Raw genomic sequence first — 13,083 nt, forward strand, 5'->3', positions numbered from 1 at the left:
GACCGCGGTGCGCGTCCCGACCGCCCGAGCGCCCTGCGCAGCGAGCGCCGCCGTCCGGACCGCACCCTCCGCCCACCGACGGGAGCCCCCATGGCCATCGCCACCACCAACCCCACCACCGGCGAGGTGCTGAAGACCTACGAGCCGCTGCCGGACGACGCGCTCGAGGAGAAGATCGCCCGCGCCGCGGCCGCCTTCCGCAGCTACCGGCTGACCTCGGTCGAGGACCGGGTCGGCTGGCTGCGCGCGGCCGCCGACGTGCTGGACGCCGACACCGACGCGGTCGCCGAGCTGATGACCACCGAGATGGGCAAGACGCTGGCGTCGGCCAAGGCCGAGGTGGCCAAGTGCGCCACGGCGCTGCGCTACTACGCCGACCACGGCCCGGCGATGCTCGAGCCCCAGCAGCTGGACGCCGACGCGGTGGGCGCCCGGCAGGCCTACGTCACCTACCAGCCGCTGGGCGTCGTGCTCGCGGTGATGCCGTGGAACTTCCCGCTGTGGCAGGCGATGCGCTTCGCCGCCCCGGCGCTGATGGCCGGCAACGTCGGGCTGCTCAAGCACGCCAGCAACGTGCCGCAGACCGCGCTGTACATGGAGGAGCTGTTCCGCAGGGCCGGCTTCCCCGCCGACGTCTTCCAGACCCTGCTCATCGGCTCGGCCACCATCGAGCGGGTGCTGCGCGACGACCGGGTGGTCGCCGCGACGCTGACCGGCAGCGCCCCGGCCGGGCAGTCGGTGGCCGCGATCGCCGGCGACGCGCTCAAGCCCACCGTGCTGGAGCTCGGCGGCTCCGACCCGTTCATCGTGATGCCCTCGGCCGACCTCGCGGCCGCGGCTGCGGTGGCGGTGACCAGCCGGAACCAGAACAACGGGCAGAGCTGCATCGCGGCCAAGCGGTTCTTCGTGCACGCCGACGTCGCCGAGGAGTTCACCCGGCTGTTCGCCGAGAAGATCGGCGAGCTGACCGTGGGCGACCCGATGGACCCGGACACCCAGGTCGGCCCGCTGGCCACCGAGTCCGGGCTGCAGGACGTCGTCGAGTACGTCGAGGACGCCGTCGGCAAGGGCGCGACCGCGGTCGTCGGTGGGCACCGCGTCGACCGGCCCGGCTGGTTCTACGAGCCGACCCTGCTCACCGGCGTCACGTCCGAGATGGCGGTGCACGCCGAGGAGGTGTTCGGCCCGGTCGCCGCGCTGTACACGGTGCAGAGCCTGGACGAGGCGATCGAGATCGCCAACAGCCACCCGTACGGGCTCGGGTCCAACCTGTGGAGCGAGGACGAGGCCGAGCGGGCGCAGTTCGTCCGGGACATCGAGGCCGGCATGGCGTTCGTCAACGGGATGACGACGAGCTACCCGCAGCTGCCCTTCGGCGGGGTGAAGCAGAGCGGCTACGGCCGCGAGCTGACCGAGTTGGGCATGCGCGAGTTCATGAACGCGAAGACCGTGTGGGTCGGGGCGCCCAGCAGCGAGCAGGAGCAGGGCGCCTCGGCGGGCTCGGCGAACGAGTGACCCGCGGGATCAACGGGGCGGGCCGACGCGGACCGGCGGCCCGACCCCGGTGACGGCGGTGCGCAGGCTCGCCGGCAGCGGGCCGGCGCCCGCACCACCCACGCCCGGCCCGCCGGCGGTCACCCAGGCGACCAGGCCCGCGGTGCGCTCGGGGGTCTGCACCTCCGACAGCCACACGGCGGGCCCCGGCTGCCCCGTGCCGGGCGCCCGCCGGGCGAGGGCGGCCAGCGCCGCGCGGTCGCACCCGCCCAGGCAGCCGGCGGTGACCAGCACCGCCCCGGACGTCGACCGGACCGCCTCGGCGACCCGGTCGACGCCGTCCGCGGTGCCGGCCAGCCGGCGCAGCGCGGCGCAGCGGTGCCCGACGCAGAGCGCGACCAGCGGCCCGCCGGTGTCGGTCACGGCAGCAGGCCCCGCTCGGCGGCCCGGCGGAGCTTCTGCGGCACCAGCCGGACGACGCCGTTCACGGTCACCGGCACCAGCGGCACCGGGGTGGCCTTCCACTGCGCGCGGCGGGACCGGGTGTTGGACCGGGACGTCTTCCGCTTCGGGACGGCCACCGGTCAGCCCTGCTTCCGCGCCGGCCGCGCGATGCTGCCGTAGCGCTGGTGGAACCGCTCGACCCGGCCGGCGGTGTCCAGCACGCGCTGGTTGCCGGTCCAGAAAGGGTGGGACGCCGCACTGATCTCCACGTTGACCACCGGGAGGGTCTCGCCGTCCAGGTCGATGGTCTGGTCGGTGCTGACCGTGGAGCGGGTGCGGTAGGTCGCCCCGCTGGCCGTGTCCCGGAACACCACGGTGCGGTACTCGGGGTGGATGCCGTGTCTCATCAGGCTCGGTCCTCTCGGTCGGTGAGGTGCAGGTCTGCGTCGTCCGCGGGGCCGGATGCCTCGCAGGGGTCGTCGTGCCAGTCGCCGAAGGGGTCGGGCCAGGTCGCCCAGACCTCCGGGCCGGCTGCGTACTCGTCGTCGGTGAGGACGGCGGAGAACAGCGCCGCGGTGATCGCCAGCGGTGCCTGCCGGTGCGTCAGCACGACCAGCTGGCTGGCCCGGTCACCGTGCAGCGGGTCCCAGCGCAGGGCGGCGGCGGCCGCGCGCTGCGGGTCGACCTGGGCCCACAGCTCCGGGTCGTCGGGCAGCGTGGCCAGCCACGGTCCGGCGTCCCCGACCTGGAGCCCACCGCCGGCCGACTCCAGCCAGAGCGCGCGGTCCTGGCGGGTGGCCAGCCACAGCCGACCGCGGCTGCTGACGACGCCGTCGAGGAGGGCGTCGATCGCCTCGTGCAGCCGTTCCGGGTGCAGGGGGCGGTCGGCCTCGAACCGCACCAGCGACACCCCGGCGTCCTCGTCCAGCGGGGGCTGGCCGGCGAGCAGCGGGTCGTGCGGCGTGGGCAGCCGACCGCGCCGGGCTTCCGCGCCCAGCCCGGCGAGCACCGGCCCGGGCTGCCAGCCGCCCAGCGGGAGCCGCGCGGCGCTGGGGCAGAGGCGGACGAGGACGGCGTCCAGCTGGGCCGCGGCCCAGGCGTCGTCCGGCTCACCAGCCAGCAGCAGCACGTCGGCGAAGGCGGTCTGACCGACGACGACGTGAGCCACGGTCCGCTCGTCGTCGGCGGTCGCGGCCAGGCCACGGTCGGCCATCGTCTCCTCGCCCGAGGCGTCGCCGAGCCAGGTCGCCGCGTCGAGCGCGGCGACCACCGCCTCCACCTCGACCCAGTCCGCGGCCGTCTCGGGCTCGCCGACCGGTTCGTCGTCCAGCAGCACCTCCGCGATCGCCCAGCACAGGTGCTCGGGCTCGAGGGCCGGGTCCAGCTGCAGCACGATCCGGGTGACGTCGGGCCGGGCGGCCAGCGACCGGAGCAGCGGCAGCACGTCGAGCCGCAGCGTGCAGGACAGGCAGCCGTGCGCGAGCTCGATCGCGGAGCGGTGCTCGACCACCCCGGCCGGTCCCGGCTCGCGGAGCGTCCGGAGCACGACGCCCTGGCCGAGCTCTCGGACGTCGTGGTGCACGAGCACCGTCCCGGGGGCGGCGTGGAGCAGGTCCTGCGCGGCCCGCGCGGTCAGCGCGGGCTGCAGGCCGGTCACGAGGACGAGGGGGGTCCGGGTCTGGCTCACGAGGGACACCCTACTGCGAGAACGAGAACCGTTGTCAGTTAGGTTGTCGCTCGTCCGGCTCCGCGGAGGAGCCCCGACCCGAGGAGCACGATGTCCGACTGCTGTTCGTCGACCAGCTGCACGCCCGAGCCCGCCACCCCGCCCGCCCCCGGCGCGGTCGACCGCCGCAACCGGGCCGAGCGCCGGCGCGACGCCCGCAAGGCCGGGCGCTGATGGCCCGCGGCAACGACGTCCGCCCGATCATCAAGCTGAGGTCGACGGCTGGGACCGGCTACACCTACGTGACCCGCAAGAACCGCCGCAACGACCCCGACCGGCTGGTGCTGCGCAAGTACGACCCGGAGGTGCGCCGACACGTCGACTTCCGCGAGGAGCGCTGAGATGGCCAAGCAGTCCATGATCGCCAAGGACCGGCAGCGCCGGGACGTCGTCGCGCGGTACGCCGAGCGCCGGGCCGAGCTCAAGCAGGCGGCTCGCACGGCGGCCACCCCCGAGGAGCGGGCCGAGGCGCAGGCCGCGCTGCAGCGGCTGCCCCGCGACGCCAGCCCCACCCGGCTGCGCAACCGCGACGTCGCGGACGGGCGCCCCCGCGGGCACCTGCGCACGTTCGGCCTGTCCCGCGTGCGCTTCCGGCAGATGGCGCACGCCGGCGAGCTGCCCGGCATCACCAAGAGCAGCTGGTGACCCCCGCCGCGCGGCCGGTCCGGCCGCGGAAGAAGCGCCGGCTCGACGGTCCGGTCGACTGGAAGGACGTGACGCAGCTGCGCACGTTCATCTCCGACCGCGGCAAGATCCGCGCCCGCCGGGTGACCGGGCTGACCCCGCAGCAACACCGCCAGGTGACGACGGCGATCAAGAACGCCCGGGAGATGGCGCTGCTCCCGTACCCGTCGCGCGGTCGCTGAGGCCGCGGCCTCCACCCCCATGCCACGAGAGAGAGAAGGCACGACCATGTCCGGCCCCCGCTCCACCGCCGCCCTGCTCGCCGGCGCGTTCGTCCTCGCGCTGTCCGGCTGCGGCCTGTCCGGCGACGACCCCGCCGCCGCCGAGGGCGAGCAGGTGCTCCGGGTCGCCCTCGCCGACCCGGAGGCGTCGCTGTCGGTCCAGGACTACACGACGTCGTCGTTCACCGTGCTGGACCAGCTGTTCGAACCGCTGGTGCGCTACCAGGCCGACGGGTCCTTCGCCCCCGCGCTCGCCGAGTCCTTCGAGATCAGCGACGACGGGCTGACGATGACCTTCGCGCTGCGGCAGGGCGTGACCTTCACCGACGGCACGCCCTTCGACGCGGAGGTGGCCCGGGCGGACCTGCTGCGCTGGGTCGACGACCCGGACAACGGCTTCCTGGGGCTCACCGGGGTCACCGAGTCGATCGAGGCCACCGACGAGGCCACCATCACCTGGCGGCTCAGCCAGCCGTACTACTCGGCCCTCAACGAGCTGGCGCTGACCCGCCCGGTGCGGTTCACCAGCCCGGGTGCGGCCGACGGCGAGCCGGTGGGCACCGGGCCCTACCGGCTGGAGCAGCTGGACGAGCAGCAGATCGTGCTGGTGCGCAACGACGACTGGTGGGGCGGTGAGCCCTCGCTGGACCGGGTGGTGTTCGAGGTCATCCCCGACGCCGCCGCGCGGGTGGCCGCCCTGCAGGCCGGGGAGGTCGACGTCATCGGGGGCGACTACACGGCTCCGCTGGCGCTGGAGGACGTGCCCGCGCTGCAGGCCGACGACGACGTCGAGGTGCTCACCGCCGACAGCACCACCAACCTGCTGCTCACCGTCAACGCCGACACCGGCAACCCGGCCCTCGCTGACCCGGCCGTGCGGCGGGCCATGGCGCTCGCCGTCGACCGGGCGGGCATCGCGGCCGGGCTCTTCGACGGCGCGGCGACCGCGGCGACGACGGTCTTCCCGGCCAACGTGCCCTACGGCCCGCAGCCCGACGACGAGGTCGTCACCGACCCCGACGCCGCTCGGGCGCTGCTCGACGGCGCCGGCTGGACCGGCTCCGGCGTGCGCAGCAAGGACGGCGTCCCGCTGCAGCTCACCCTGGTGCTCGACCCCGGGCTGCTGCCGCAGGCGGTGTCGTTGAGCCAGGCGCTCGCCGACCAGCTCGCCGACGTGGGCATCGGGGTCACCATCGACTCGCTGGACACCACCGCCTACGGCGCCCGGGTGTCGGCGCGGGACTTCGACCTGCGCTTCTACTCCACCTACGGCGCTCCCTACGACCCGTACAGCACGTTGACGGCGAACTTCCGCACCGAGTCCGACGGGCACCTGTTCGCCTCGCCGGAGCTCGACGCGCAGATCCCGGTGGCGTTGGCGGCGACCAGCGACGAGGCCCGGCAGGCCGCCTTCGACGACGTCTGGGCGACGCTCGGCGAGCAGGTCGCGGCGGTGCCGCTGGTGCAGCTGCCCCGGCTGTGGGCGGCCAGCACCGACGTGCGCGGGTTCGAGCTCGGGGCCACCGAGTACGACCTGCCGCTCACCGACGTCACCGTCACCCGCTGAGCCGTCCGCCGTGCGCAGCGCAGCACTGACGGCGGCCGGCCGGCTGGCCGGCCGCCGGTTGGTCGAGGGCGGGCTGGTCCTGCTCACGATCTCCGTCGCGACGTTCGCGCTGCTGTCCCTCACCGACGGCGATGCCGCCACCGCGATCGTCCTGGAGCGGGACGGCGCGGTCACCGAGTCGGCGGTGGCGGCGGTCCGGGCCGAGCTCGGGCTCGACCTGCCGGCGCCGGTGCGCTACCTGGACGGGCTGGTCGCGATGCTGCACGGCGAGCTCGGCCTGTCGCTGCGCACCGGCCGGCCGGTGGCCGACGAGCTGGTCGGCCGGGTCCCGCTCACGGTCACCCTGGCCACCGCGGGGGCGGTGGTCGCGGTCGTGCTGGGCCTGGCCGCGGGCGTGGCCGGCGCCGTCACCGACCGGCGGGGCGTTGTCGTCCCGCTGCGGCTGGTCACCCTGGCGCTGCTGTCGCTGCCGGCCTTCGCCCTGGCCTACCTGGGTGTGCTGGCGCTGGCCCTGGGCCTCGGTCTGGTGCCGACCCAGGGCGTCGACGGCTGGCCGTCGCTGGTGCTGCCGGCGCTGGTGATCGGTCTGCCGCTGGCCTCGGCGATCGCGCGGGTGACCGACGCGCGGCTGCGGGCCACGATGACCGAGCCCTTCGTGGTCACCGCCCGGGCGCGGGGGCTGTCCCGGTCGCGCTCGGTGGTCACCCAGGCGCTGCCCGCCGCCGCTGCGCCGCTGCTGGTCGTGGTCGGCAACCAGGTCGGCCACGCGATCGCCGGCACGCTCGTCGCCGAGACGGTGTTCGGCTGGCCCGGGCTGGGCGACTACCTGGTCCGCGCGCTGCAGTTCCGGGACTGGTACCCGCTGCAGGCGGCCGTGCTGCTCATCGCCGCGGCCGCCGTCCTCGCCCGCGGGCTGGCCGGCTCGCTGGCCGCGCTGGTCGACCCCCGTGCCGGGCGGGGCTGACGTGCGACGGGGCGGTCGGCCGTCGTGGCCGAGGCTGGTCGCGGCAGCGGTGCTGGCGGTCGTCGTCCTCGCCGGCCTGCTCGGGCCGCTGGTGAGCCCGTGGTCGCCCACCGCCACCGACCTGACGGCCGTGCGGACCGGACCGTCGGCCGCCCACTGGCTGGGCACCGACCAGCTGGGCCGGGACGAGCTGACCCGGCTGCTGGTCGCCGCCCGCACCTCGCTGCTCGCGGTCGCCGCGGTCACCGCCCTGGCGCTCCCGCTCGGGCTGGCGCTGGGCGCGCTCGCCGGCTGGCGGGGCGGCCTGGTCGACGCGCTGGTGCTCCGGGTCACGGACGTCACCGTCGCGCTGCCCGCCCTGCTCACCGGGCTGGTGCTCTCCTCGGTCCTCGGCGCCGGCCTGGGCGGCGTCGTCCTGGCGCTGGCCTCGGGCAGCTGGGCGGCCTACGCCCGGCTGGTCCGCACGGAGGTGCGGCTGCTCCGCGACCAGCCGGCCGTCCAGGCGCTCGTGCTGCTCGGGGCGCGACCTCCGCGGATCCTGTTCCGGCACGTGCTGCCCGCGGTGCTGGGCTCGGTGCTGGTGCTCACCAGCACCCAGGTCGCGACGACGGTGCTGGCCATCTCCACCCTCACCTTCCTCGGCCTCGGCGTGCGCCCGCCGACGCCGGAGTGGGGGTCGATGATCGTCGAGGCCCGCCCCTTCCTGGCGAGCGACCCGCACCTGTTCCTGCTGCCGACGCTCGCCGTCGGCGTCGTGGTGCTGGCCGTGAACGTGCTGGCCGAGGACGCCGGCCGCTGGGTCACCCACGGCGCGTCCAGCACGCCGCGACGCCCGGCACCCGCCGCCGTCTCAGCACCCGCCGCCGTCCCGGCACCCGGGGCCGGCCCGCGGACGGCGACGGGCGCGGAGCTGCTGGTGGTCCGCGACCTGGTGGTCGAGCTCAGCGGGCCGGCCGGTCGGCGTCGGGTGGTCGACGGGCTGGACCTCACGCTGGACCGCGGTCAGGTGCTGGCGGTGGTGGGCAGCAGCGGGTCGGGCAAGAGCATCACCGCCCACGCCCTGCTGGGGCTGCTCCCGGAGGGGGTCGGTGCGGTCGCCCGGGGCTCGGTGCGGATCGCCGGCCGCGAGGTGCTCGGCAGGTCCGACCGGGAGCTGCGCCGGCTGCGCGGCGGGCAGGTGGCCCTCGTGCCGCAGGACCTCGCCGCGGCGCTCCACCCGCTGCGCCGGGTGGGCGCCCAGGTCGCGCAGGCGGCCCGGCTGCACCGGTCGATGAGCCGCCGCGAGGCCGACCGGACCGCCCGGGAGCTGCTGGGGTGGGTCGGCCTGACCGACGTCGACCGGGTCGTGCGGCTGCGCCCCGACGAGCTCTCCGGCGGGATGCGCCAGCGGGTGCTCATCGCCGCGGCGCTGGCCGGGCGCCCGGACCTGCTGGTCGCCGACGAGCCGACCAGCGCCCTGGACAGCACGGTGGCCCGGCAGGTGCGGCAGCTGCTGGCGCGGGTCCGCGACGAGCTCGGCACGGCCGTGCTGGTGGTCACCCACGACCTGGCCGCCGTCGCGGGCTGGGCCGACACCGTCGCCGTCGTCGACGCCGGCCGGGTGGTCGAGTGCGGCCCGACCGGGCAGTTGCTGCAGCGACCCCGGCACCCGGCGACCTGGGCGCTGGTGGCCGCCACCCGGCCGGTGGCACCGCCCCCGGTCACCCCGGCCGGCGGCGCACCCCTGCTGCGCGCCACGGGCGTCTCGGTCGTCTACCCCCGGCGCGGCCTGCGGGGCCACCCGCGCCCCGCGCTGGCCGACGTGTCGCTCGACCTGCCGGTGGCCGGGGCGGTCGGGCTGGTGGGGGAGTCGGGCAGCGGGAAGTCGACGCTGAGCCGGGTGCTGGTCGGGTTGCAGCAGCCGACCGGGGGGACCGTGGAGCTGGCCGGCAGACCCCCGGTGCCCCGGGAGGGGCGCGCCCAGCTGGTGTTCCAGGACCCCAGCGCGGCCCTGGACCGGCGGCAGACCGTCGGTTCGGCCCTCGCCGAGGCGCTGGAGCTCGCCCGGCGCCGCGGACTGCCGGCGACCGGGGACGTGCACCGGCTGCTGGACCGGGTGGGCCTGGGCGCCGAGCACGCCGACCGCCGGCCGTGGCAGCTCTCCGGCGGCCAGCGCCAGCGGGTGGTCATCGCCCGGTCGTTGGCCGCCCGCCCCGACGTGCTCGTGCTCGACGAGCCGGTGAGCTCGCTGGACGCCGTCGTCCGGGTCGGCGTGCTCCAGCTGCTCCGCGCGCTGCGCCAGGAGGGCGTGGCCCTGGTCGTCGTGTCGCACGACCTGGCCGCGGTGGAGGCGCTGGTGGACGAGGTCGTGGTGCTGCACCGGGGCGCGGTCGTCGAGCGCGGACCGACCGCGCAGGTGCTCCGCGCCCCTCGCCACCCCGTCACGGCCGCCCTCGTCGCCGCGGCCCACCCGGCCCGGCCCACCCCGGAGCCCCCGCACGCCGCCGTCCCGGCGGACCACCGACCCGGAGCCGCCGTCCCGGCGGGCCGACCGAGAGAGAGGACCACCCCATGACCACCCCGAGCGAGACGACTCCCGGCACCGCTGCCGACTGGAGCCGGCTGCTGGCCGACTGGGACGCCCAGCAGAGCGGCTACCTGCGGGCCCGCGAGGAGCGCTTCACCGCCGCGCTGGACGCCGTCGAGGTGCTGCGCGCCGACGTCCTCGACGACCCGTTCACCGTGCTCGACCTCGCCTGCGGGCCGGGGTCGTTCAGCCAGCGGGTGCTGGCCCGCTTCCCGGCGGCCCAGGTGGTCGCGGTGGACGTGGACCCGGTGCTGCTGGCCGTCGGACGGCACGCGCTGGGTACGGCCGAGGGGCGGCTGCAGTGGGTGGACGCCGACCTGCGCGACCCCGCGTGGCCGGCCCGGCTGCCGGTGACCGGCGCCGACGTCGTCGTCTCCTCCACCGCCCTGCACTGGCTCTCCGCCAGCCAGCTCGCGGCGACCTACCGGCGGGTGGGCGCCCTGGTCCCGGCCGTTGGCCTGTTCCTCAACGCCGACAACATGGCCCACGACCCCGGGCAGGCGGTGCTGACCCGGCTGGCCGAGGCCGCGGAACGCCGCCAGGCCAGCGCGGCGTTCGAGCGGGACGGCGTGCCGGACTGGGACACCTGGTGGGCCGAGGTGCTCGCCGTCCCCGAGCTCGCGGAGGCCGCCGAGGAGCGCCGCCGGCGGACCGCCGGGCGCGGCGTCGACGACCACGAGCCCGGAGCCCGGCTGACCGGCCTCCGCACCCACGTCGCCGCCCTGGTCGAGGCCGGGTTCACCGAGGTGGGCACGATCTGGCAGGACCACGACGACCGGGTGCTGCTGGCCGTCCGCTGAGCCCCGGCGCCACGGGCCGGCCCTCGGCCCGTGGCGCCACCCGGTCAGCCGGGCAGCCGCAGCTCGGGGGTGGCGGCCGCCGGTGGGGCGCCCTGCGCGGGGCGGCCCGGGGGCCGGAGCCGCGGGAGCGGGCGGCGGAGCACGAGCCGGCCGGCGGCCAGCAGGCCGAACGCGGCGATCGCCGTCAGCACGATGGTCGCGCCGGAGGGGGTGTCGGCGTGGAAGGACACCACCGTCCCGCCGACCGACGTCGAGACGCCCACCAGGGCGGCGACGCCCAGGCTGGACCGGAAGCTGGGGGCGACCAGCCGGGCGCACGCCGCAGGCAGCACCATGAGCGCGCTGATCAGCAGCAGGCCCAGCACCCGCATCGACAGCACCACCGTGCCGGCGGTCACGGTGGCCAGCAGCAGGTCGAGCCGGAGCACCGGCAGCCCGCTGGCGGCGGCGTACTCCTCGTCGACGGCGATGGTGAACAGCTGGCGGCTCAGGCCGATGGTCACGGCGAGCACGCCCACCGCCATGGCGGCGAAGACCACCAGGTCGCCGCGCGTGGTCGTGGTCAGGGCGCCGAAGAGGTAGCTGTCCAGGTTCGCCGGGGTCCCGGCCGGCGCGCGGCTGACGACGACCACCCCACCGGCGATGCCGCCGTAGAAGAGGACGGCCAGGGCGACGTCGGCGCTGGCGGACCGGCGGTGGCGCAGCAGCTCGACCAGCAGGGCCCCGGCCACGGCGGTGGCCAGCGCGGTCAGCACCGGGGCCGAGCGGGTCGCCAGCCCGATCGCGACCCCCAGCAGCGCCATGTGCCCCAGGCCGTCGCCGATCAGGGACAGGCGCCGCTGCACCAGGTGGACCCCCACCGTCGGGGCGGTCAGCCCGACGAGCACGGCGGCGACCAGCGCCAGCCGCATGAACTCGTAGCTCAGCACGCCCGGGCCCCCGCGGCGGGCGCGGCCGGCGTGCCGGACGGCGACACCGTGCGGGTCACCACCTCCGCCAGGGGCCCGGGGTCGTGCACGACGACCACGATGGTGGTGCCGGTGGCGGCCAGGCCGGCGAGGGTGGCGGCGAGCACCCGCTGGCTGGCCGCGTCGACGCCGGCGGTCGGCTCGTCGAGCACCAGCAGCTCCGGGTCGTCGGCCAGCGCGCGGGCGACCAGCGCGCGGCGCTGCTGACCGCCGGAGAGCTCCGCGAGCGGCCGCCGGTCGAAGCCGGCCAGACCCACCCCCTCCAGCGCGCAGTCGACGGCGCACCGGTCGGCCGCACCGAACGACTGCCAGGTCCGGAGCCGGGTGAGCCGCCCGGAGGAGACGAGCTCCCGGACGGTCACCGGGAGGGTGCCGGCGACCGTGTGCCGTTGGGGGACGTAGCCCACCCGGTGGCGGTCACGCCCGGTCCCTCGCGGCCGGCCGAAGAGCAGCACCTCGCCGGCCAGCACCTCGGCCAGCCCCAGCAGGCCGCGGACGAGCGTGGACTTGCCGGTGCCGTTGGCCCCGCGGACGGCGAGCACCTCCCCGTGGTGGACCGTGAGGTCGACGCCGGTCAGCACCGGCTGCCGGGCGTACCCGAACGACGCCCCGCGCAGCTGGACGACGGCCCCGGCCCGGTCGGCCGGGGGAGTGGTCGGCCCGGACCGCTGCGTCAGGAGCACTGCTGCCCCGCGCGGAGGCTGGCCAGGTTGGCGCGCATGAGCGCCGGGTAGTCCGAGCCCTGCGACTCGTCGGTCAGCCCCTCGATCGGGTCCAGCTGCCGGGTCCGGGCGCCGGTCTCCCGGGCCACCGTCTCGGCGACCGCCGGGCTGACCAGCGTCTCGAAGTAGATGGTGCCGACGCCGTGCTCGCGGACGAACGCGGTGGCGTCGGTCAGGGCGCTCGGTGCCGGCTCCTCGTCGGGGGCGAGGCCGCTGATGCCGACCTGGTGGAGGTCGAAGGCGTCGGCGAGGTACCCGAAGGCGCTGTGGCTGGTGACGACGTCCCGGCTGGCGCAGGTCGCCAGCCCGGCCCGGAACTCGGCGGCCAGCGCCTCCATCTGGTCCCGGAGGCCCGCCGCGTTGGCGGTGTACACGTCGGCGTTCGCCGCGTCGGCCCGGCCGAGCTGCTCGGCCAGCGCCTCGCCCACGGCGGCCATCCGCAGCGGGTCGTGCCAGAAGTGCGGGTCGGTGACCGCGCCGTCCGGCCCGGCGGGCTCGTCGTCGGCGGCGTGCTCGTCGCCGTGCTCGTCGCCGTGGTCGTCCGTGTAGACCAGGTCGAGGTCGGCGACGGCGCCGGCGTCGAACGCGGTGCCCGCCGCCTGCTGCTCGACCGCCTCGTCGACCGACGGCTGCAGGGTCGGCAGGTACACGACCAGGTCGGCCTCGGACACCGCCGCGACGTCCTGCGGGGTGAGCTCGTGCTCGTGCGGCTCGGCGCCCGGGGGTGTCAGCGAGGTGACCGTGGCCCGGTCGCCGGCCACCTGCTGGCTGAGCCACTCGAGCGGGTAGAACGACGCGACCACCCGCAGGTCTCCGCCGGCCGCTGCCGCCGGGTCGGTGCCGCCTGCGGAGCAGCCCGCCAGGCCCAGCGCAGCGGCGCAGAGGAGGGCGGGCAGGGCAGGGCGCGGGGTTCTGGAGTGCATGGGC

The 13,083-nt window shown here is 76.5% G+C and carries 16 protein-coding genes; 9 read left to right on the forward strand and 7 right to left on the reverse strand.

Annotation, left to right across the window (positions count from 1 at the left end; all coding sequences use genetic code 11):
• The first annotated feature begins 90 nt into the window (after positions 1–90).
• On the forward strand, positions 91–1,515 hold the full coding sequence (locus FHX36_RS03440) for an NADP-dependent succinic semialdehyde dehydrogenase (protein WP_110553095.1): 1,425 nt from the start codon (positions 91–93) through the stop codon (positions 1,513–1,515).
• Between the two features lie 9 nt (positions 1,516–1,524).
• On the opposite strand, the gene FHX36_RS03445 is transcribed toward FHX36_RS03440, so the two are convergent.
• From FHX36_RS03445 to mrf, 4 genes are read right to left on the reverse strand one after another with little or no spacing between them, the layout of a single operon-like run.
• Positions 1,525–1,917 carry a hypothetical protein gene (locus tag FHX36_RS03445; protein ID WP_183513490.1) on the reverse strand — a complete coding sequence of 131 codons (393 nt, stop codon included), beginning with the start codon at positions 1,915–1,917 and terminating at the stop codon, positions 1,525–1,527.
• On the reverse strand, positions 1,914–2,075 hold the full coding sequence (gene rpmF / locus FHX36_RS03450; RefSeq protein WP_110553097.1) for a 50S ribosomal protein L32: 162 nt from the start codon (positions 2,073–2,075) through the stop codon (positions 1,914–1,916). Before rpmF ends, FHX36_RS03445 begins: the two co-directional genes overlap by 4 nt.
• Positions 2,076–2,078: 3 nt before the next feature.
• On the reverse strand, positions 2,079–2,345 hold the full coding sequence (locus tag FHX36_RS03455) for a type B 50S ribosomal protein L31 (protein ID WP_110553098.1): 267 nt from the start codon (positions 2,343–2,345) through the stop codon (positions 2,079–2,081).
• Positions 2,345–3,625 (reverse strand): ribosome hibernation factor-recruiting GTPase MRF, encoded by a 1,281-nt coding sequence (mrf, locus tag FHX36_RS03460; RefSeq protein ID WP_221202758.1) that lies wholly within the window; start codon positions 3,623–3,625, stop codon positions 2,345–2,347. Before mrf ends, FHX36_RS03455 begins: the two co-directional genes overlap by 1 nt.
• Positions 3,626–3,715: 90 nt before the next feature.
• Here mrf and FHX36_RS23330 point away from each other — a divergent pair, with 90 nt between their 5' ends.
• The 8 genes from FHX36_RS23330 to FHX36_RS03495 are packed head-to-tail and all read left to right on the forward strand — an operon-like array spanning position 3,716 to position 10,466.
• On the forward strand, positions 3,716–3,838 hold the full coding sequence (locus tag FHX36_RS23330) for a hypothetical protein (protein ID WP_258373092.1): 123 nt from the start codon (positions 3,716–3,718) through the stop codon (positions 3,836–3,838).
• On the forward strand, positions 3,838–4,005 hold the full coding sequence (gene rpmG, locus FHX36_RS03465; protein ID WP_110554442.1) for a 50S ribosomal protein L33: 168 nt from the start codon (positions 3,838–3,840) through the stop codon (positions 4,003–4,005). The genes FHX36_RS23330 and rpmG overlap by 1 nt, the downstream gene beginning before the upstream one ends.
• A gap of 16 nt (positions 4,006–4,021) precedes the next feature.
• On the forward strand, positions 4,022–4,309 hold the full coding sequence (gene rpsN / locus FHX36_RS03470; RefSeq protein WP_425487825.1) for a 30S ribosomal protein S14: 288 nt from the start codon (positions 4,022–4,024) through the stop codon (positions 4,307–4,309).
• Positions 4,306–4,530 (forward strand): 30S ribosomal protein S18, encoded by a 225-nt coding sequence (gene rpsR / locus FHX36_RS03475; RefSeq protein WP_258373060.1) that lies wholly within the window; start codon positions 4,306–4,308, stop codon positions 4,528–4,530. Before rpsN ends, rpsR begins: the two co-directional genes overlap by 4 nt.
• 46 nt (positions 4,531–4,576) lie before the next feature.
• Complete coding sequence (locus FHX36_RS03480; RefSeq protein WP_110554248.1) at positions 4,577–6,136, forward strand: ABC transporter substrate-binding protein; 1,560 nt, start codon at positions 4,577–4,579, stop codon at positions 6,134–6,136.
• A gap of 10 nt (positions 6,137–6,146) precedes the next feature.
• Positions 6,147–7,100 (forward strand): ABC transporter permease, encoded by a 954-nt coding sequence (locus FHX36_RS03485; protein WP_110554247.1) that lies wholly within the window; start codon positions 6,147–6,149, stop codon positions 7,098–7,100.
• A 49-nt stretch (positions 7,101–7,149) separates the two neighbouring features.
• Positions 7,150–9,654 carry an ATP-binding cassette domain-containing protein gene (locus tag FHX36_RS03490; RefSeq protein ID WP_183513493.1) on the forward strand — a complete coding sequence of 835 codons (2,505 nt, stop codon included), beginning with the start codon at positions 7,150–7,152 and terminating at the stop codon, positions 9,652–9,654.
• A complete protein-coding gene (locus FHX36_RS03495) occupies positions 9,651–10,466 on the forward strand; it encodes a class I SAM-dependent methyltransferase (protein WP_110553610.1) in 816 nt (271 codons plus the stop codon). The genes FHX36_RS03490 and FHX36_RS03495 overlap by 4 nt, the downstream gene beginning before the upstream one ends.
• Before the next feature lie 44 nt (positions 10,467–10,510).
• Here FHX36_RS03495 and FHX36_RS03500 read toward each other — a convergent pair whose 3' ends face one another.
• From FHX36_RS03500 to FHX36_RS03510, 3 genes are read right to left on the reverse strand one after another with little or no spacing between them, the layout of a single operon-like run.
• Complete coding sequence (locus FHX36_RS03500) at positions 10,511–11,395, reverse strand: metal ABC transporter permease (RefSeq protein WP_258372969.1); 885 nt, start codon at positions 11,393–11,395, stop codon at positions 10,511–10,513.
• Positions 11,389–12,117, reverse strand: a complete 729-nt coding sequence (locus FHX36_RS03505; RefSeq protein WP_258372970.1) for a metal ABC transporter ATP-binding protein — start codon at positions 12,115–12,117, stop codon at positions 11,389–11,391. The genes FHX36_RS03500 and FHX36_RS03505 overlap by 7 nt, the downstream gene beginning before the upstream one ends.
• Complete coding sequence (locus tag FHX36_RS03510) at positions 12,108–13,079, reverse strand: metal ABC transporter substrate-binding protein (RefSeq protein WP_110553611.1); 972 nt, start codon at positions 13,077–13,079, stop codon at positions 12,108–12,110. Before FHX36_RS03510 ends, FHX36_RS03505 begins: the two co-directional genes overlap by 10 nt.
• Between the last annotated feature and the right edge of the window lie 4 nt (positions 13,080–13,083).

Source organism: Modestobacter versicolor (assembly GCF_014195485.1).
Classification (GTDB): Bacteria; Actinomycetota; Actinomycetes; order Mycobacteriales; family Geodermatophilaceae; genus Modestobacter; species Modestobacter versicolor.

What these genes read in the sequence shown, in the direction of transcription:
- FHX36_RS03440 (WP_110553095.1), top strand. Translation starts at nt 91, where the DNA reads ATGGCCATCGCCACCACCAACCCCACCACCGGCGAGGTGCTGAAGACC.
- FHX36_RS03455 (WP_110553098.1), bottom strand. Translation starts at nt 2,345, where the DNA reads ATGAGACACGGCATCCACCCCGAGTACCGCACCGTGGTGTTCCGGGAC.
- FHX36_RS23330 (WP_258373092.1), top strand. Translation starts at nt 3,716, where the DNA reads ATGTCCGACTGCTGTTCGTCGACCAGCTGCACGCCCGAGCCCGCCACC.
- rpmG (WP_110554442.1), top strand. Translation starts at nt 3,838, where the DNA reads ATGGCCCGCGGCAACGACGTCCGCCCGATCATCAAGCTGAGGTCGACG.
- rpsN (WP_425487825.1), top strand. Translation starts at nt 4,022, where the DNA reads ATGATCGCCAAGGACCGGCAGCGCCGGGACGTCGTCGCGCGGTACGCC.
- FHX36_RS03480 (WP_110554248.1), top strand. Translation starts at nt 4,577, where the DNA reads ATGTCCGGCCCCCGCTCCACCGCCGCCCTGCTCGCCGGCGCGTTCGTC.
- FHX36_RS03495 (WP_110553610.1), top strand. Translation starts at nt 9,651, where the DNA reads ATGACCACCCCGAGCGAGACGACTCCCGGCACCGCTGCCGACTGGAGC.
- FHX36_RS03510 (WP_110553611.1), bottom strand. Translation starts at nt 13,079, where the DNA reads ATGCACTCCAGAACCCCGCGCCCTGCCCTGCCCGCCCTCCTCTGCGCC.